Source organism: Fimbriimonas ginsengisoli Gsoil 348 (genome assembly GCF_000724625.1).
Taxonomy (GTDB): Bacteria; Armatimonadota; Fimbriimonadia; order Fimbriimonadales; family Fimbriimonadaceae; genus Fimbriimonas; species Fimbriimonas ginsengisoli.
In genome coordinates this window covers 2,379,568-2,398,488 of the sequence record NZ_CP007139.1, presented here as the reverse complement: position 1 = coordinate 2,398,488, position 18,921 = coordinate 2,379,568, and the positions used below count along the sequence as shown (strand labels likewise).

Annotated in this window: 17 protein-coding genes; 4 read left to right on the top strand and 13 right to left on the bottom strand. The window is 60.5% G+C overall.

The features are described 5' to 3' along the window. Nucleotides 1-15: 15 nt before the first annotated feature. The 6 genes from OP10G_RS10970 to rlmN form a co-directional block, all read right to left on the bottom strand. Entirely contained in the window at nucleotides 16-1,218 is a 1,203-nt protein-coding gene (locus tag OP10G_RS10970; protein ID WP_025225844.1) for an LptF/LptG family permease, read from the bottom strand. Beyond that, nucleotides 1,215-2,045, bottom strand: a complete 831-nt coding sequence (gene lptB / locus OP10G_RS10965) for an LPS export ABC transporter ATP-binding protein (RefSeq protein WP_025225845.1) — start codon at nucleotides 2,043-2,045, stop codon at nucleotides 1,215-1,217. The genes OP10G_RS10970 and lptB overlap by 4 nt, the downstream gene beginning before the upstream one ends. Further along, nucleotides 2,042-3,013: a hypothetical protein gene (locus OP10G_RS10960; protein WP_025225846.1), complete on the bottom strand. Its 972-nt coding sequence runs from the start codon at nucleotides 3,011-3,013 to the stop codon at nucleotides 2,042-2,044. Before OP10G_RS10960 ends, lptB begins: the two co-directional genes overlap by 4 nt. Next, nucleotides 3,013-3,792, bottom strand: a complete 780-nt coding sequence (locus tag OP10G_RS10955; RefSeq protein ID WP_025225847.1) for a hypothetical protein — start codon at nucleotides 3,790-3,792, stop codon at nucleotides 3,013-3,015. Before OP10G_RS10955 ends, OP10G_RS10960 begins: the two co-directional genes overlap by 1 nt. After that, nucleotides 3,789-4,361, bottom strand: coding sequence for an LptA/OstA family protein (locus OP10G_RS10950; RefSeq protein ID WP_025225848.1), 573 nt, complete (start codon nucleotides 4,359-4,361; stop codon nucleotides 3,789-3,791). Before OP10G_RS10950 ends, OP10G_RS10955 begins: the two co-directional genes overlap by 4 nt. A gap of 302 nt (nucleotides 4,362-4,663) precedes the next feature. Continuing rightward, nucleotides 4,664-5,752, bottom strand: a complete 1,089-nt coding sequence (rlmN, locus tag OP10G_RS10945) for a dual-specificity RNA methyltransferase RlmN (RefSeq protein WP_038475015.1) — start codon at nucleotides 5,750-5,752, stop codon at nucleotides 4,664-4,666. 126 nt (nucleotides 5,753-5,878) lie between these two features. Here rlmN and OP10G_RS10940 point away from each other — a divergent pair, with 126 nt between their 5' ends. Beyond that, complete coding sequence (locus OP10G_RS10940) at nucleotides 5,879-6,076, top strand: hypothetical protein (RefSeq protein WP_025225850.1); 198 nt, start codon at nucleotides 5,879-5,881, stop codon at nucleotides 6,074-6,076. A gap of 800 nt (nucleotides 6,077-6,876) precedes the next feature. On the opposite strand, the gene OP10G_RS24435 is transcribed toward OP10G_RS10940, so the two are convergent. From OP10G_RS24435 to OP10G_RS10915, 5 genes are all read right to left on the bottom strand, one after another. Next, nucleotides 6,877-8,094, bottom strand: a complete 1,218-nt coding sequence (locus OP10G_RS24435; protein WP_025225851.1) for a di-heme oxidoredictase family protein — start codon at nucleotides 8,092-8,094, stop codon at nucleotides 6,877-6,879. Nucleotides 8,095-8,147: 53 nt separating this feature from the next. Next, nucleotides 8,148-9,071: a malate dehydrogenase gene (locus tag OP10G_RS10930; protein ID WP_025225852.1), complete on the bottom strand. Its 924-nt coding sequence runs from the start codon at nucleotides 9,069-9,071 to the stop codon at nucleotides 8,148-8,150. A gap of 108 nt (nucleotides 9,072-9,179) precedes the next feature. Further along, nucleotides 9,180-10,289: a J domain-containing protein gene (locus tag OP10G_RS10925; RefSeq protein WP_025225853.1), complete on the bottom strand. Its 1,110-nt coding sequence runs from the start codon at nucleotides 10,287-10,289 to the stop codon at nucleotides 9,180-9,182. A gap of 4 nt (nucleotides 10,290-10,293) precedes the next feature. Further along, nucleotides 10,294-11,598, bottom strand: coding sequence for a type II secretion system F family protein (locus OP10G_RS10920; RefSeq protein WP_025225854.1), 1,305 nt, complete (start codon nucleotides 11,596-11,598; stop codon nucleotides 10,294-10,296). 187 nt (nucleotides 11,599-11,785) lie between these two features. Continuing rightward, nucleotides 11,786-14,935, bottom strand: coding sequence for a GH116 family glycosyl hydrolase (locus OP10G_RS10915; RefSeq protein ID WP_025225855.1), 3,150 nt, complete (start codon nucleotides 14,933-14,935; stop codon nucleotides 11,786-11,788). 163 nt (nucleotides 14,936-15,098) lie between these two features. On the opposite strand from OP10G_RS10915, the gene OP10G_RS10910 reads away from it, so the two are divergent. Both OP10G_RS10910 and OP10G_RS27865 read left to right on the top strand, forming a co-directional pair. Then, complete coding sequence (locus tag OP10G_RS10910) at nucleotides 15,099-15,287, top strand: hypothetical protein (protein ID WP_144241103.1); 189 nt, start codon at nucleotides 15,099-15,101, stop codon at nucleotides 15,285-15,287. A gap of 32 nt (nucleotides 15,288-15,319) precedes the next feature. After that, nucleotides 15,320-15,538: a type II toxin-antitoxin system RelE/ParE family toxin gene (locus tag OP10G_RS27865; RefSeq protein WP_144241102.1), complete on the top strand. Its 219-nt coding sequence runs from the start codon at nucleotides 15,320-15,322 to the stop codon at nucleotides 15,536-15,538. 173 nt (nucleotides 15,539-15,711) lie between these two features. On the opposite strand, the gene OP10G_RS10900 is transcribed toward OP10G_RS27865, so the two are convergent. Further along, entirely contained in the window at nucleotides 15,712-16,575 is an 864-nt protein-coding gene (locus OP10G_RS10900; RefSeq protein ID WP_025225857.1) for a carbohydrate ABC transporter permease, read from the bottom strand. Beyond that, a complete protein-coding gene (locus OP10G_RS10895; protein ID WP_227625110.1) occupies nucleotides 16,572-17,849 on the bottom strand; it encodes an ABC transporter substrate-binding protein in 1,278 nt (425 codons plus the stop codon). The genes OP10G_RS10900 and OP10G_RS10895 overlap by 4 nt, the downstream gene beginning before the upstream one ends. Nucleotides 17,850-17,886: 37 nt before the next feature. Here OP10G_RS10895 and OP10G_RS10890 point away from each other — a divergent pair, with 37 nt between their 5' ends. Beyond that, entirely contained in the window at nucleotides 17,887-18,882 is a 996-nt protein-coding gene (locus tag OP10G_RS10890) for an ArsR/SmtB family transcription factor (RefSeq protein WP_025225859.1), read from the top strand. The last annotated feature ends 39 nt before the right edge of the window (nucleotides 18,883-18,921 follow it).

Below are 18,921 nucleotides of genomic sequence, written 5' to 3'. Positions count from 1 at the left end.
GGTTTCAGAGCCTCGCTAGGCGTTTCGTCTCCACATAATTATCCCGGACGCGATAAAGCCCAAAGAGATCGGTGCGAAACTTGCGACGTACGCGGGTAGAACGCCGCCGCTCGCCCAAACGTTCATAAAATTTGCCAATGTCACATATCCGAAGATGATTGCGATGGCGAGGGCAAAACCCGACGCCGTGCCGGTCCTATGGTTTCGTATGCCGAGAACCGCCCCTAAAGTTCCAAAAACGAAGGCGGCGAGCGGCACGGAGAGCTTGTTCCAATATCCGTATTCGCCGTTGGAGATCTCGGCCGGAGTCCAGTCTTTCAACTCTCGGTGTTTTTCAATCTCCTGCTTGAGCTCGTTCATGCTCATCAGGTCGAACTCGTCCTTACGGTCGGCGGTGAGGTCGGCGAAGCTTTGCGGGATCGTGGGAACCTCGTCCGGCCAGGCCGATTCGGAGTGGATCACGTTCGAATAATCCGCCGGGACGAGGGTCATTCCGCCCTGCACCCTCCAGTGAGAGAGGCCGCCCCCGAAACCGTCCTTGAGCGCCTGGGTGAGCCCTTCGTATACGATCTCCTTGGCGTGAAGGTAATACTGCTCTCGGATCTCCTTGACCGGCTTCCCATCCTTACCGATTACCGCCTTACCATTCGGACCCAGCTTGTCGGTCTCGCCGTAGGAGATAATCGTGACCCCTTCGAGGGCGTTCCTTAGGATGTCGACGTTCTCCGCGGCGATCGTGGCTTTGAGCTTGCCGTCTTGAACGATGGGGCGGGCGAACGGCTGGTTCACCTTAATTCCCTTGCTCGCGATGATCTGATCCTGGAGCGACTTCGATCGCTGGGTGGCAGACGGAACGACCTGCTCGTCGAACCAGAGCGTGACGAGGGCAATGATGAACGAGAACGCCATCACGGGTACCACGATCCGGAAAATGCTGGCCCCGCCCGCGCGTAAAGCGACAACCTCGCTATCCGAGCTGAGGCGTCCGAACGCTAGCAACGCCGCCAGTAGCACCGCCATCGTGAAAGTCTTTACGAGAATGGCCGGAAAGAGAAGCAAGATGAGCTGCCCCAGGATCGGCAACGGAACCTGATCGACGAAGAAACCGACGATTCGGTTGAGGTACGTCGCCGCCATGAGCAGCGACGCGAATAGCCCGACCCCGAAAAGCCAGGGGCCGACCAGCTCCTTCATGACCAATCGGTCGATCTGCCTCACTGCGGCTCCTCGAACTCCGGCGGACCGGTGGGCGCTTGGTCTTCTAGCCCGGCGTCACCTTCCGCGGCCTCGATCGCCGGCGCATCCGGATCGCGTCCCGCGAATATATCGGTTCCGAACTGGGCGCCAAGGTAGTGCTTGCGCACCCCTTCGTTCCCGGCGATCTCCTGACCGGTGCCACGGGCAAAGATCTCGCCACCGATGAGAATATAATTTCGATCCGTGATCCTCAAGGTCGCCGAGATGTTGTGGTCGGTGATCAAGATGCCGATGTTTCGGGCCCTAAGCCGGAACAAGATCTCCTGGATCTCTTCGATCGTGACGGGGTCGATGCCGGTAAACGGCTCGTCGAGTAGGATGAACTTCGGTTCGGTCGCAAGCGCCCGGGCGATCTCCACGCGGCGGCGCTCGCCGCCCGAGAGTACGTTTCCGGTGCTTTGCAGGATATGCCTGATGTGCAGCTCATCGGAAAGCTGGGCGATCTTTTCTTTGATCTCGCGCCGGCTTCGACCCGCGAGTTGCAAAACCAATCGGAGGTTGTCCTCGACGGTGAGTTTGCGGAAGACGCTCGGCTCCTGCGGGAGATAGCCGACTCCGGCCCGGGCCCGCTTGTACATCGGCCACTTCGTCACATCGACGTCGTCGAAAAAGACCCGACCTTTCGTCGGCTTTACCAAGCCGACCGTCATGTAGAACGTGGTGGTCTTACCCGCCCCGTTCGGCCCGAGCAAACCGACGATCTCGCCTTGTGAAATGTCGTAAGACACCTCGTTGACGACGCGACGTCCCTTATAGACCTTGACGAGGTCCTTCCCTACGATCTTCAACGGCCGCCCACCTTCGTATTGATCCGGGTGGTTGCGGGCTGACCCACAAATTCGTAGCCGGTCACCTGCCGGGTAAGGCGGTCCAAAGTGAAAATCGCCTGGGTTCCCGTCACCGATCCTTTGAACGCCTTGCCGGCCCCGTCGAGCTTGACGTTTCCGGTGAGGGTTAACGTGGGGTCGCCTTCTTTGACGAAGTCCGCGTCGAAGCTATCGCCCACCCCGTTTACCGTCGTCACCTCCGGAGGGACCGGGACGCCCGCTTTCGGGGCCGGTGTCTCGGACCGGACGAGGCTGAACTTCACCAGTCCGTCGAGGTGGCCCGTCCTCGCTTCGACCGGATCGCCTGCGCTCAGAGGGACGTGGATCGTGAACCTTCCCTTGCTGCCGGACGCCTTCGTGAGCTGAGTGAAGGGAACTTCCACCTTGATATTGTCCTGGGTTTTCGTCGCCCGCCCATCGCTGGTCCCGCTGTACTCCACCGGCTTCGGGAAGGTCATCACCCCCTCCTGCTCGTTCAGAACGTAAACGATGCTATCGGAGTCGATGCGGGTCTTGGTGGTCTCTTTGGGGGCGGCAGGCGCCGGCTTGTTCTCGCGCTTCGCCCGTTCGGTTGCGCTCTTCGCGGCGACGCTGGAGTCGATCAACACCTGCGCCCCATCGGCCAACGTAGCCTGCTGCACCACATACTCGCCTTTGTCGTTTTGCTTCAGGCGGCAGGACATCGACTTGGCGATCAGGGTGAGCCCCGTTCCCGTGTCTTCCACGACCACGGGATTGCCGACGCCGGTCATTATGGTCTCTCCGGAAATGGCGTCGACGTGAGAACGGGTGAAATTGCGCATCCGGATCGTCCCCGCTACGCCCTCGACTTCCAGAACGGGCTCTTGGGCGGTAGCTTGAAGGTTCGTCGGCTGGGAGCCGATGCTACTGAGGGCGGCCAGTAGCCCGAGGCAGGCGGCGTAATTCACTAGCCTGCCTCCGTGCCGAATCCGGTGACTTCGCCTTGGGCGTTGAGCTGGATCGTGGCCCGGGTCATCCCGCTGAACCGCCCAACCCGGCTGGCACCTTCTCCATGGCCGCTGACGTGGCCGATCAGCACCACTTGGGGGACCTTTCCTAGATTCTTCATTTCCATACGATCGGCGTCGGCGACGAGGGTCGAATCTCCCTGAGTCCCTGCTTTCGATTGAACCATCACCAGGTGAACCGGCCCCTGGAGGGTGGCTCCGCGGATCCCGCTGGAGAGGCTGCTCTTACTTCCGGGCTCTAGAACGGCGACCGCAGAGCGGCCGGTGGCGGTCATGGTTTTCCGCTTGACTTGGTCGAGACTGACGATCTTAACCGGGCCAGCCAGGTTCACGATGCTGCCGTTGGGCGCGCTCTGCATGTCGGCTCGAGTTCCGGTGATGTCGGTGGTCTGTTTACCCACCTTGTTGGTGACCGTCTTGACCATATGCACCCCGCCGGTGGCGACGGCATGCCTCAGTTCAGTCTTCTTGTTCGCCCCCAACGCTGTGTCGCAAGTCACGGTATCCGCGGTTAGGGTCAATCCTTGAGCTAGCGAGGCGATGGAGACGGCGCCCTTCAGGAAAAAGTGGTAGGCGTCTCCCCGGCCTAATTCCGCCCTTCCACTGGTGGACAACACGGTCATGCTGCCGTCCGAGTATTGAAACCGCCGGCCTTGGGTAGCTGCAAATGCGACAGTCAACCCGACCGAGGCGGCGATGGCGAGGGTAGAGCGGATCATTTGGCTATAAACATGTCCGGGGTGGCTACCTGGTCAAGCTCCTCGGTGGCCCACAGTTCGGAAAGGGTACCTATGGTTCCAACCTCGCCCACAACTTGAACGTGCCCCAGCGCTTTAAAGCGTTTGGTTGTAGCATCGTAAACGAGGCGGTCGCACGTCAATACTGCCCTCGGTTTCGTCGCGCCCGGCTTGGGATTAGGAGCGACGACCTGTACCTGGCCGGCAAGATTCAGGATGTTATTCGCCTTGTCCGCTAGCCCGCTTTGGGCTTGGAAGGTCGTGCTCTTCTTCCCGTCCTTGAAGAAATTGCCCGAGACGCCCTCCATTCTCCCGCCAACCGGCCCGTTCGAAGTCATCTGGACTTTCGCGTTCACCCATTTGACGTACCAAGCCGGCTCGCGCTCCGGCGGAGCTCCGACTTTTGTTTTGAGCCGATACTGCAGCGATTCCCCGTTCGGCAGATTGATCCTTTGCGCCGGAATATCCTTCTTCTTCTCCACCTTCGTCCCCTCCGCCTCCTTTGCCCGCGGAGGAACACAGCCGGCGAGAGCGAGGAGGCAGAGTAACAAAAAACCATAACCCTTCGGAGCCCCCTCTCCCTCCTCAGGATGTTTGTGCCTGACGAGGGAGAGTTCGAAGGGCGGAGGGCAGAGGGTTGAGGGCGGAATTTCCGAAGCCCCCTCTCCCTCCTTCGGATGTATGTGCCGAACGAGGGAGAGGGGGTTGGGGGTGAGGGAGTCCGGTCCGGAAAGAGCCGGTCTGGAGACCAACGGTCCTCCAGACCGGCATTCTGGCGAACGTACGTTCGCCATGTCCTGGAAGGACATGGGACCCACTGGCTGGAAGCCAGTGCCACCCTCGGGATCGGAGCCTAGTTCAGGACGGGGAGCGATGGAGCTTCCCTCCTCGCAAACTTGCCTTTATGCTGACCGGCGAGCTGCCCACAGGCGGCGGCGATGTCATGGCCGCGTTCGACCCGCTGGGTAACGTTGACCCCACGCGACTCGAGCACCCGGCGGAACGCCTGCACCCGCTCTTTTTCCGGGCGGGCGAAACCTTGCTCGGTATCCACCCAATTGAATGGGATAAGGTTCACCACGCTCGGCGTCCCCTTCACCACGCGCGCCAGCTCCTGAGCCTGCTCAGGGGTGTCGGTAATCCCCTTGATCAGTAGGTACTCCAACGTAATCTTGCGGCCAGTAGCGACGTAGTAGTCGCGCATCGCCTTCATCACCTCGGCAACCGGCCATTTATGATTAACCGGCATCAGCCGGTCGCGCACCTCGTCGATCGGCGAGTGGAGCGAAAGCGCCAGGTGGATCGGTAGCTTTTCTTCGGCCAATTCGTAGATCTGCGGGACGAGGCCCACCGTCGAAATCGTGATATGCCGATAGCTGAGCCCTACCTCTTCATGCATCAAGCGCACCGACTTGAGCACGTTTTTGAGATTGAGCAGTGGCTCGCCCATCCCCATGAAGACCACGTGCGAGACGCGCCGCTCGCTGATGCGTTGGAGTAGCAGATACTGCCCGATGATCTCGCCGGCCGTCAGGTTTCGGTCAAAACCGCCGAGCCCGGTCGCGCAGAATCGGCACCCCATCGGGCAGCCGACCTGGCTCGATAGACAGCAGGACACCCGGTCTTCGTAGGGCAACAGAACGCATTCGTAGACTTGATGGTCGCCGTTGTGGACAAGGAGTTTTTGCACTCCGTCGGTCGAGTGTCGGTGCGCGGCGATCTCGAGCGGCTGGGATTGAAACCGCTCGCCCAATTCTTGCCGAAACGCAAGCGGAAGATCCGCCATATTGGCGAAATCGTCTTGAGCCCGGCTGTAAAGCTGTGCCGCAAGTTGCTTGCCCCGCAGCTTGGCGTCCGGTCGCGGCGCGAGAGCTGCCGTCAGCTCCTCCCGCGTCATCCCCACCAAGCAGGGTTTCTTGGCCTCAACGCCATCGGCCGTCATATAGGAAGTGTACCGCTCGGTCCCCGGCATCCCCATTCCTACGCCTATCCAAGGCTCGACAACTCGGATGGAGGAGATACAGGACACGCCTCTGCCGTCCGTTATAATGGGAGTCGAGGTCATGCCATGAGCATCAAGATCGATCTAACCAGGTTTGAACGTGCCAATAGCCTGGAAGAATTGGTGCGCTCGCAGGGGACGCAGCTTCCCACGGATCGGAAATCGTTATACGCCGACATCCTTCCAAAAGAGGAAACCCCTGAGTCATTCATCGCCCGCCTAGAACAACTTCGTGACGAAGACAAGCGGGCGTTTAATCAGTGACCCTTGGTCCGGCGGTGGTGGTTGACACGAACGTGGTCTCCAACTTCCTCAAGGAGCCACCTCACGAACCTAATTGAAGCGGGCCGCTAAGAGGTTCGCCGCAGGCTCAACGATCCCGGAGGGATCAAAGAAAATAGCCGCGGGTCGCAGACCCGGGGTAGGGGGCTGCCACCCTCTCCGACCCCGGTAGGCGGTCGCAGAACCTAACGCACGTCCAGAACAGGACGGAAGCAGACCGGAACGATCCATCCCTCCGGTTCGGCATGGCTTGTGAAGCTCGCCTCGAGGAGAGCCTGTTGCATGGTGTTCGACGTGTTCGAGGGCCCCTGATATTTCTAGGCAGACGTCGCCGCTTTCAGGGCTCGGAGGGTGGTCCGCCTCTTTACCAGGGCTACGCTTCGCTCCGCCCTTCGCTTTGATATTTCGCCCCCTTGGGGCGGGTTGAGGATCTTCGGTTATCCGGACCTGGGATCGGTGGACCCTCGCTTTTGAACGCATACGGTGCAACGGATTCCGGAGGGCAGGTGCCATCGGCGGCTACGGCCGTGTGCCGCACGAAAAATGCGGAACTCAAACGGCCCCGAAAGTGGCGACTTCACCTAGACCGTCACCGTCCCTTAAATACCACGCATCGGTCCCTCCACGAGGTTATGCGACCTCCTATCGGGGTCGAGAAGCATTGCGCTCCTTGTCCCCGGGTCTGCGACCCGCGGCTAATTTCTGAGGACCCCTACGGGGTCGAGGGGCGGTAGTCACCAATATCAGCGACAAAGCGGTTTTGCAACTGACGAAATCCCCCCTTACAAGCTGCCCAAGAACTCCAGCAAGGCGGCCCGGTCATTGTCGGCAAGGCCGAAAAAACGCGTTCGCGCGGCGGTGGCTTCGCCGTCGTGGTCGGAGATCGCCTGCTCCAAGGTGGTGGCGCGGCCGTCGTGGAGGAAGAAGTGGCGATGTTGGAGACCCCACAGGGGCGCCGTGCGGAACTGATCGCCGGCGGCTTGGCCCTGCACGATGTTGTCGCCGAGCGATCCCATACGATGCAAAAGGAGGTCGGAGTAGAGCGGAACCGGCCGGTTCGCCAAAGCCGCGATCTCGTTCGGGCCGGTCTGCATCGACGGGGTGTGGCAAGCGGTGCAGGCGATTTGCGCGAAAAGTTGCTTTCCCCGAACCGCCTGAGCGGATAACGCGGAGGGGACCGGAGGAGCGAGAAACCGCATAAAGTCGGTGAAGCGGCCGACGTCACGGCCATTGTCTTCCGGATCGGCGACCGTATCGGCACCCGGCGGTATCGGCTGTCCCTGCGGCAAGAGCTCCTTAGGAAACGAGGGGCTCGTAACTCCCATCTCGTTTAGATAAGCGTCCCCGGCAAACCAGTGAAGCGTGGAGACCTGCGCCTTCCAGCCGAAACGGCCAAGTTCGGTGCGTCCCGTATCGGGATTGCGCACCATGTTCGCTACTCCCTGAACGCCATCCGCCTTGGCGACCGCTCCGGCAAGAATCGTTGCATCCGGGATCGCTTCGACCAAGCCGAGACCGAAAAGCGGCGTCGCCATCCTGTGCGAGACATACTCGGCGCCGGACGGTACCGTCTCGGGAACGCACGGGTAGGACGGGTCGAATTCCCGCAGAGAGCGAGACTGCATGACAGGTCCACCCATACTCTCCAGATCGCTGTAGGCGCCGGCTCGCACGCCGCCGATACGGGTGACCCGGGTGCGGTCCAAGTCGGTCCCGGCTCCGCCGATCGTGCCCGCCTTGTGGCACTCCGCGCAGGCAGTTCCGTTGAAGAGCGGACCCACTCCTTGCGCCTCCGTTTCGGCCTCGATAAAATCGTGTTGGCCGGTCTGAAAGCGGGTCGACTGGTCGGCGGTCAGCCCCGGCAGGGGATCGCCGAGGGTCGCGCCAGGATCGGGTGGAGGCGTGCCGGACGAAGAGGAACCCCCTCCGCCCCCGCACGCTCCAAGCGCGAAAAGCACCCACGCGCCTCCGAATAGCCACCAAGCCCGATTCCGTGTCAAGGCGACTATCGTAGCGGCTTTTTCAATCCAGCGGCTAACCGTTGCGGCGTAACTTACGAGATTTGGGCAAGAACTTCTTTCAGCGACTGGGCCGACTTGTGAAGCCCTTCTCGCTCGGAGTCGTTCACCGAAGGCTCGAGAACCTCGACCACGCCCTTTCGGCCGACTTTGGTCGGAAGCGAGAGAGCGATGTCGGAAATTCCAAGTTTCCCGTGCTGAACGCTGGAAACCGGAAGGATCTTCTCTGAATTCAGAGCGATCGCTTCCACAACTTCCTTGATCGAAACGCCGACCGCGCGACCGGCGCCACCCTTGAGCCGGATCACTTCCGCGCCGCTCTTCCGAGTGAATTCAAACACGCCTTGGATCTCCGCTTCGTAGTTCGGAATCGTGCTCATCGGCACGCCGCCGATCGTCGCGGAAGAAAGGATCGGAACCATGGAGTCGCCGTGCTCGCCCAGGATCAACGCTTTCACATCGGTGGCGTTCACCTGGAAATGGTCGGCTAAAAGGGAACGGAACCGACAAGTGTCCAAGACGGTGCCGAGGCCGAGGACTTGCGACGGCGGCACAAACCCGGCATCGGTCGCCAGGTGCGTAAGGATATCGACCGGATTAGAAACCACCAGGATCGTGGCGCCGTCCGCCAGCTTCACTCCCTTCAGGTTTTCCAGGATGGATTTGAAGAGGGAAACGTTCCGGTTGACGAGCTCGAGGCGAGTCTCGTCCGGCTTTCGCCTCAGGCCGGCGGTGATCACCACGCAGTCGCTACCGTCGACGATGCCGTAATCGCTGCCACTCGTAAACTTCTGGTTCGACGTGAGTGCCGCGCCATGGCGAAGATCGAGCGCCTCGCCGGAGGCCATCTCCGCATTCATGTCGACGAGAGCCATTTCCCGCACGATCCCGCCGAATTGGAGCGCATACGCCGCATCCGATCCCACACGCCCGCCACCGCCAATGATGCTGACCTTCACTTCTCGATTATGGCAGGGTTGGGGAAGGGCGCTGGGCGTTGGGCGCTAGGCGTTAGGTCCCAAATCCTTATCCGCCACGCCCAACGCCCAACGCCCAACGCCTCCGACTTATCCTTTCATCTGATCCGCCACGAGCCAGCCGATGAGGGCGCCGAGATAGACGAGGTTTCCGCCCCAGGTTAATGCCTGGGCAGCGACGACGTGGGCGCTGCTGGCGAAGGCCAGAGTTACGGTCGCTACGACCACGCCGGCCATAATCCGGGTCGTCGAGTAGTTAAAGGCGTTTTGAAAAGCTCCCATCGATAAGTAAAGCAACAACGCCGCCCAGAAGTTGACGACGGCGACGAGCGCCAGGGCCACCGCTGGGCCGATTCGGCCGGTGGCGGTGGTAGTCAGCGATTGGAACCGGTCGAGTAGATTCCCAATTGCCAGCGTCGCGCCGACCGAGACCCCAGCAAGAAAAAGGACAATAGGCAAGCTGCCGGTCCATGAGGAGATTCCGGCGACTTTTCCAAACACCGCTTTCTCCGGGCTAATCGCCAAGAAGATCGCCGCCAGCAAAATCAATCCACCGCCCACTAAAGGGGCGAGCCCCTTCCTATCCTCGCCTTGAAGCTGCGAATGGTGATGCCGCGTTTCCACGACTTTATTGCTGGATAGCAGCTCTTCGTATCGTCTCTGATAGACCGGATTATTCGGTTCGAATTGCGCCGCGTAGGCGTACATGCGGGCGGCTTCGTTGACGTTTCCGCGGGCGCGGTGGATGTCCCCGAGAATGGCGTAGCAGACCGGCTGCCGTGGGGAGACGGCTAGGATTTCGCGGGCCAGGCTCTCGGCTTCCGCGTGCTTGCCTCGCGCGAACAATCCGGGGAGCCGGCTCACGTCGGCGGCTACCGTGGATGGTGAGGTGACCGTCTCCGTCCATCCCGGTCTGGGACCGGAAGGCGCCGCCACCTTCTGTTGGGTGGCCGTCGCCTGACGCTGCCGTTCGGCTATCCGCTTCGCTTCGGCGTTCAGCCCTTCGTCGTAACGCAGCTTGGCGGACGCGTCCGTGAGCACATCGTAGGCTTCCGTCGCCGACATAAAGATCTGAACGGAACGAGGATCTTTCGACCGGTCGGGATGGTGGGCTAGGACAATTTTTCGATACGCCGACTTAATCTCCGCGGCCGTCGCGGAGCGCTTAAGTCCCAGCGTTTCGTAGTGCGTCTTCGCCACCGGGTCAGCCTGCCGTACTCAGACCAGCGTAGTGGGAGGTCCAGAAATTAATGATGATGTAGCCGATGTAGATGGCGACAAGCAATCCAAGCGTCACCCCCATGATCTGCCCGGTTTTGAGCGACCTGGTGGTGGCTTCCTCCTCGTAGTACTGGGCGACCTTGGCCAGCATGAGGTCGAGGTTGCCGGTGTGCTCTCCGGTTCCCACCATGTCGATCACGATAGGAGAGAACGCTTGGGTTTGGCGGAACGTCTCGGTGATTCCGCGGCCGTCCTCCAACCCTTTGTAGGCGGTGTACATGCGAGCCCGCAGGAATTCGTTTCCGCAGGAGTCGGCCGCCAGGGTGAGCGCCTTTTGCATCGGAACCCCACCCCGATAGAGAGCCCCGAACGCCCGCCCGAACTTCGCCATGCTGAGCTGTTTCATCGTTTCTCCGATGTACGGCGTCTTGCTCACGATGGTGTCCCACTGATACTTGGTCGCCGGGTTGGCGAGTCCAATCCTGAAGAATAGGAACAGCGCGATGATCAGCGGTCCCAACCAAATCCACGTCGTGGCGGTAGTTAGCGGCGAGTGAAGTTTCTCGGTGCCGCCCAGGGAGTCGATGATGAGGTTCGCGGCGATGATGATGATCATCGACAAACCGACTTGAAGCTTCGGATAGAAGGTGACCCGCTTGTACAGGTTTCGGAGCTCGATCTCTCGCTCGAGGTAACCCGCAACGATCCCCATCGCGTTGTCCAAGAAGCCGCCTTGCTCGCCCGACCGGACGAGGCTTACCACGATCGGGGAGAACACCTCGGGGTATCGCTGCAAGCCCGCCGAAATCGGCCGGCCTGCCTTCACATGGCCGGCGATTTCCCGAATGATCCCGGAAAGTTTGGCGCTCTGCGATTGTCCGGCCAGCGTTTCCAGCGCCTGCACGGCCGGGACTCCCGCTTCGAACATCGTCGACGCCTGCCGGAAGAAGAAGAGAAGCGCCGGCAGCGGGACCTGGCCAACAAGCGGCCCCCAGATACTGGTCTCGGCATAAGAGCGCTCGCCGGTCGGGGGGCCGTAGTCATAGACGGGCTCCTCTCGACCCGTCTCTTCGGCGGCCGACTCTGCTGGGGTGGCGCCTTGAACCGTGGTAGAGGCGATCGACATGCCGGCGAGCGGATCGTTTGGGTTTCCGGCCAAGCCAATCTTAGTGATCTGCATCCCTTTCGCGACCAGATCCTGCAACGCCTGGTCCAAAGACGCGCCAATAACCCTGCCGTTGACCTCGCGGCCATCCGCCGCCTGCGCTTGATACTCGAACGTCGGCATGTGTTAAACCCTTCTACCTCTTTCTACTCCGTAACCTACACCAGGTTAGTAGGGTCAGGACGTTTCATCGGGGCACGTTAAGTTCGATTGGACGTCTCGCCGAAAAGTTAGAGTCGGCTAGCCACGAAGATCGAATCGTTTGCACGGGAATCACAATCCTGTGTACGGCTCAGCCGGAACGTACCCATCAGAGACCAAGCCGAACGGTTTCTCCTTCGGTGATCACGACCTCCTGACTGAACGTCACCGTCACTCGGCGGCCGACGCGGGCGGCGGTGGCGGTGACGTGCTTACCGGTCACCCGGACATTGGAGGTTGGGATCGCCATCGGGACGTCGAAGGAGATCGTCCGCAACCGCAACTCACCATGCTTTACGTGGAAGCTGGCTTCGAACGACTTCCCGATACGCTGCTCATAGGTCCCCCATCCTTCCGCACCGGTAAAGGCCGCCCGGAAATGCTCCGGCGTCACCCGGGGGGCGAATCCGATGTGACCCTTCGGGCCGTGGTACTCGAAGCCACAAACCGCCAGATACGCCCCGTAGACCGCCATGCAGCGGGCGTAGTGGTCGCTGCATTCGACCTCGTTGTAAGGGTTTCGGCGGCTCGGGCTGTATCGGTCGTGGACGGTTCGGATCACGGCCAGCCCTTCCCGCACCAAGCCCTCGGAGATCATGTGACCGGCCGCTTCGTACTCGAAGCCGGTCATGCACTCGTTGAAGTACATCGACGCCCAGGTCGGACGGTTGCCAAGAATTCGTTCTCGATCGCCTCGGGGAAACGTACAGATCACAAGCCCGCCCTCGCCCGGCATGGCGTACCACCGACCGGGGGTGAACTTGTCGCGATAGGGTCCGACGTCGGGCAGGAAGTTGTTCCGGTAGAGGGCGCGTAGCGCTCGTTTAGTGCGGTCTCCCTCGATGATGCACCCGAGACCGAGTTGCCACGCCCACCACTGCCCCATCACTTGGTCGACCTCGCACCCGTCGTCGTATCGAAGCGCATCCGGATAAGCCGGATCGGCCCGCTGGACAAAGTAGTCGCCGTTCCACATCACGGGGACAAACCGCTTCTGACCGACCAAAAAGATCTTGCGGCAACGGGCGGCGAACGGTTTATCTCCCGTCTCCTTCGCCATCTCTTCTCCCGCCCGTAGGGCCGCCAGGTAGAGGGATGAAAGCCATGAGGAAGGGCCGTATAGGTCGACGTCCAACGTGTTGTGCTGTCGGCCGACGAGAATTCCATCCTCATCAGGATCTTGCGAGATGAGATATTCCAGCGCCTTCTTCGCCCGCGAATAGACCCGATGAAGAAAGGCCGAATCCCGGCTCACTTGGTGCTCGCGATAGGCGCGAAGGACGTAGCCCGCCTGCGCGTCGGCAGCATAGCCATTGCCGTACTCGCCCCGAAACTCGACGATCCCCGTCTCCGGGTGGAACGCCACGCCGAAGTCGACCATCTCCCGGACCGTCCTTTCCAACTTGGGAAAGAGCCGCCCCATCGCCTGGGCGTACTGCCATACATGGCCGCAGGTCCCTTCACAGCATCCGATCCCTTCCCAACCGTAGAACCGCCCGTTCGCGAATCGGACGCAGGTCATCGTGGCCAACGTGCTCGTCGTCGCCATCGTGCGGTCGAGCAGCCATCGCGGAACCGTCGAGTCGTACCAGGTCTCGTGCCAAAGCTTCGTCTTGCCATAGAGACCCGGCAGGTTATTTGCGATGTGTTGAACGACCTGCCCCACGTTTGCGAAGCGCGCGGCATAGTGATGACCGACCTTGCCAAGTTTCGGTAATTCAAGGTTCGGAAACCGCCAGGCGACCAAAAAGGTGAAGGTCTCGCTGGCGCCGGGCGCGAGGGAAAGGCCGGTGTTTGCCGCGCTGGTGGTACGACCATCTTGGGTCTGGCGTGGGTGCCCCAGCTCATGTGGATTCGCAAAGGCGAGGTAGGGGATCTCATCGGCGGAAGGGCCGTGAATGTGTCGGTGACCTTTCGGGTTGCCGAGGAGTGCGAGACTCATTTCACCCACGTCGGGCCGGCCCTCCAGAGGAACCGCGCTCACAGAATCGACGAATCGGATGTCGTCGATTCCGATATTCCCCCAGGCTCCGCTCTCCTCGTCGACGATCTCGAGAGTCGCCTTTCTCCCCTCGAAATTGCCCACGTCGAAGTGCGCTCGGCGCATCTGGTTACTGTCATGTCCCGTCACGCTTTGAACGCGATCCCCCTCGATGTGGAGATTGATGCAGGTCTTACCGGGATGGTTTCCGCCGCCGATCCAGAACTCGATGTACCGCCGCTGGATGGTGAACTCGTGGCTGACCATCCGGCCGGTGTGAGCATCGCCTGCCGCCACGCTTTCACCATTCCGAACGTTATGGCTATTCACCACGAAGCGGCCAGTGCCGCCCACATCGCCCTGGTAGCCTGCCAACTTCGACCTCTCGTAGGGAGCCGGTCCGAAAGCGGTCCCACTGACGGTCCACTGAGCGTACGTGTCGGATTCGAAATCGTCGAAAACGATAGGCGGACGAATATGCTCGGTCAGAGGCTCCGGTTTGAGAGAAAAGTCGATCCTGGTGTGGCTCTTCCCTTTTTTGGATTCGTTCTCATATCTCGCCTCGCCGAGACCAACAGTGTGCAAGCCGACCGGATTGGTCATCCAACCCGCGATCCGGACCTTGACCGGCTCCGCGGTAAGGTTTCTCACCGTGTAGCGCATCACTACCGCCGGGAGTCCGGAGTCGTCCTCGTCTAGCGGGATGAAAGGCGAAAACGCCTCTAGATCGACGGAAACCGGCGACTCCGGATCGCGATACTGCACGAGCCCGATCGGATACTCGCCCGAGAACGCGATATCGGACCAGCCGGAACTGTCCAGCGGGCGTACCGTTTTCGTCTCCGCGGTTTCGGCTTGAAGAGAGAACCCTTGTGCGAACGGGTGCACCTGAAGAGGTGGCTCGATATAGTTCGCCCCGCCCCCCGCGCTCAGTTTTTCCCCTCGGAAAACGACGCTCTTGTCCACGACCCCGAACTTGAGCTGGTTGAAGATGTCCCAGAGCCAGAGGCGGCCGTCACCGCCGAGATACACCTGCCCGGCACAAATTCCCCCTACCGGCATCCCGATAAACTTAAGCTCGTCCCCTCGGTAAAACTCCCGCTTGCCGGGCGCGGTGAGGGAGGCGACCCACTTCGGATCGAGCTTCTTGTCGGTAGGAACAAGCCGCGCGAACTCATCGGGCGTCTTCTGCCCCGGCCTCCGGGGAAGCGATATGCCGGCAACCGCCGCCCCGGTCAGCTTGATAAAGTCACGTCGGGGAATTAGCTGGTCCGCCATGGCAACGCCATCCTAGCACCGCACTCCCGACAAAGTATCGGTATCGGAAACGCTAGAATAATGTGTATCGTCCTTAAGGGAGAACGTGTTACGCCACCACATTGAGCTGTCCGATTTAGCATTCGCCGGTTTTGAGCGGCGGGCCTCTGCCGTGGGTTTAACCGTGAATGAATATCTCGATCGGGTCGGCATGGCTATTCCTCAGTCCGATGGATTCGTAATGACGCCGGAGCTGCATAAGGCGATTCAGGCGGGTATCGATGAGGCGGATCGTGGAGAGCTGGTCAGCCTCGAGAAGTCCGAGTCGGATTTGAGGGAGTTCAAGGCTAAGTGGCGGGCCGAACGTCGCTGATCTTAGTGCTCACCCACAGGGCCAGCGCTTCGATGAGGAGCATTTGGCGGTGGAATGCCGAGGAGCACGGAGAACGACATGCCGACTCCTACGAGAGGTTTCTCTATCGGGAGATGCGGAAATTGGAGTCGCATCCTCAACTCGGAGAAAGCATTCAAGAATTTGAAGGCGTACGAAGGCTACTCATGCAGCGTCGCGCCGGTGGCCATGGTCACGTTGCCGTTTACCGAGTCGCTGGTGATACGATCTAGGTCTTGCTCATTTTCCATACGGCCCAAGACTGGCAGTCCTATGTTGAAAGGGACCTGCGATAACTCTTGGCAGATTCTCGTAAGCCCCGGAAGCCGAGTGCTCGATCACCTCGCACGTAGGTTCGCTGCCGAGAGCGGTGGCAAGTCACCGTAGTCCGCGACGGTTTTCGGCCTTACGACCGGTCTTTGGCTGGCGCCAGCAATTTGAACTGAACGAGGGTCAAGCCGAAGACAACCAGGAAGAGGAGATACGCCACCGCGGAGGCGTAGCCGAGCTGATATTGGCCGAATCCTTGCTGGTACATGTACAGGATCACCGTCAACGTCGAGTAGGCGGGGTTGCCCTGCGTGAGGATGTACGTCTGACCGAAAACCTGCGAGGCGGCGATGATCGACATGACTACGCAGAACAGCGTTACCGGCTTGATCCAAGGCCAAGTCGTGTTCCAAAAGCGTTGAATGGGGTTCGCGCCGTCCAGTTCGGCGGCCTCTTGGATCTCCTTCGGTACCGACTTGATGCCGGCAAGGTAGATCAGCATATTTCCGCCGGCGCCCCACCAAACACTCATCAGGGCGAGGGCCGGCATCGCCGATTTCGGGTCTTCCAACCACCGGAAATCGGTTCCCAGATAGTGGTTGAGCAGCCCGTATTCCCGGCTGTACATCCACCGCCACAACACGGCAACCACGGTGACCGACAGAAGGACCGGTAGATAGAAAGCGATCTTGTAGAGGGTGGTTCCGCGATACTTCTGGTTTAACGCGAGGGCGAATAGCAGCGAAAGGATATTGCTAGTCGGCACTACCATCAACACGAAGTAGCCGGTTCGCACCAAGGAAATGCGGAACAGGTCGTCGTTGATGGCGCTGGTGTAGTTGCGCAAACCCACGAACGGAACGTCTTTGCTGAGGATATGCCAGTTGTGCAGCGAGATCCAGAATCCATAGAAGACGGGAGCGAGCACGAACAGCGTAAACAGCACCAGGTACGGCGCGAGGAAGAGCCATGCCCCTCGGGCCTGCACCCGCTTCCTCATTGCCGCCTCAACACGTTGTTCACCCGTCTCGCCGCGTCTTTCAAGAGCGTCTCCGGCTTGTCGACATGGTTAAGGCTCGCGTCGATCGCCGAGTCGGCGAACCCGGAGATCTGGTTGATCACCGTCGAGAACGGTTCGTATTGCACGTAGTCGAGCTGCTTGGCGAATTCGCGTTGGACCCTTAGGTCTTGGAAGCCGGTTGAGTGGAGGATCGAGAGCCGGACCGGAACTTGCCCGCCCTTAGCCCAGGTGAGGCTGTGGTCGCTCAGGTATCGCATGAAGCTCCACGCGGCCTCGCGCCGAGCGCCTTTCAGGGCGGCCGGCATCGACATGCAATGGCTGCTTGCCTGCACGGTGTGTACCGGGCCGAAGAACGGGACCGGCGCCGCGGCGTAATTCAACCCCTTCTGCTGTTCGAGCGAGTCGATCATCCAGATTCCCTGGAAAACCATACCGACCTTTCCGGTTTGGAAGCCCCGCCACCCATCGTCCCCCGAGGGCGGGTTGCTGATCTTCTCCTTGTCGCTGAACCCGAGCAGGGTTTCCACCGCCTGCAGGCTGGCGGGCGAATCAAGGGCCGACGCCTTCATATCGGGCGTTAAGACGCCGCCTCCGAACTGGTCGAGGAAAGTGGTGGAAACGAGGTGGATGTCCGTCATCGCATATCCCCATTGGTCGGTCTTGCCGTCCCCGTCGGTGTCTTTGGTCAGCCGGTGGGCGTCGTCCAGAAACTCGGCCATCGTGGTTGGCGGATGATCAATCCCAGCCTTCTTGAAGAGGTCGACGTTGTAGTACATCCCGACTGGGTGGCAATCGAGAGGGAGAGCGAAGCGCTTACCTTGCCAGATGCCGGCATTCCATGCCTTCGGCACGAAGTCGGCGCTGTCGAGTTTATCGGAGGCGACGAGGTCGTCGAGCCGATTCAGGGCATCGTGTGACGCGAACTCGGGGACCCGGTTGGCGTGGAGGATGAAGACGTCGGGCGCCCCGCCGAAGGCGAGGCCGAGGGTGACCTTGTCGTAGTACGTCCCCCACGGAATGATCTGCATCTTCACGTGGATGCGGGGATGCTCCGCGTTGAACTGCTTGACGATCTGCTCCATCGCCTTGCCGTCCGGCCCGGAGAAACCGTTCCAGAAGGCAAGCTCCATCGGCTCGCCGGGAGCGGGGTTTTGCGCCTTCGCCGGACCACAGCCGAACATGGCGGCAATTGCGGCCGTGGCCACAAGAAAGGAAAGCCATTTGCTCGCGTTCTCCATCGAACTTCTTTGCATAAGCATCGCGTCTGGGCTATAGTATCACCCAATTGCAATGTCGACGAACAAAGGATCCCACATATTGGAAGTCCGCGGAAAGGAGAGTGCCGAGCTCTTCAAGGCGCTCGCGTCCGACACCCGCCTGGAGATCCTGACCTTACTCGCCGAAGGCGACAAGAACATCAACGAAATCTGCCTCGCTTGCGGCATTGCCCAACCTACGGCCACCAAGCACATCCAAGTTCTGGAGCAAGCCGGCCTCGTCACCAGCGAGTACATGCCCGGGCAGCAAGGGATGCAGAAGCGATGCTCCATCGGATGCGACCGCCTCCTCATCTCCTTTGAGAATCTCGTCGGTTCCGACCTCAAGATGGATGAGGTTTCCATGCCGATTGGGCTATATACACTCGCCAATCCGTCTCCGACGTGCGGATTGGCGAATCGGGAGCGCATGATCGGCTTTGTCGACATTCCCCAGTCTTTTTACGATCCCGAGCGAGCGGGAGCGCAGATCCTTTGGATGGCAGACGGGTTCGTGGAATACGTGTTCCCTTGCACCCTCCCCTCCACCGCCGAGCTACGGCGCTTGGAACTGATGATGGAAATTTGTTCGGAGGCGCCGAACTACGATCCGGATTACCCCTCCGATATCACCCTCTGGATCAACGGCGTCGAGGTCGGCACCTGGACCTCGCCCGGCGACTTCGGTGGCAAACGCGGATTGCTCAACCCCGACTGGTGGATCGATCACATGACCCAGTACGGCGCACAGAAGATTTGGTCGGTCGACCAGGACGGCGCTTACGTCGACGGCACGAAGGTGTCGGACGTCAACCTCGAGCGCGCCTTGGTCGTTCCGAACCAGCCGATCTCCGTACGGATCGGCATTAAGCCGGAAGCCGAGCATCCGGGCGGCTTCAACCTCTTCGGTTCCGGATTCGGAAACTACGCCCAGGACCTGGTCTTGAGGCTGCACTACTTAGGCAGGAAAATCAGCGTTCAGCACCAGCCGGGCGCCCTTATCCCCTCGGGGAGAGGATCCGAACAATGAGCGGTTTCTCTCGCCGTATCCGTTCTCAACTTCCAAAGG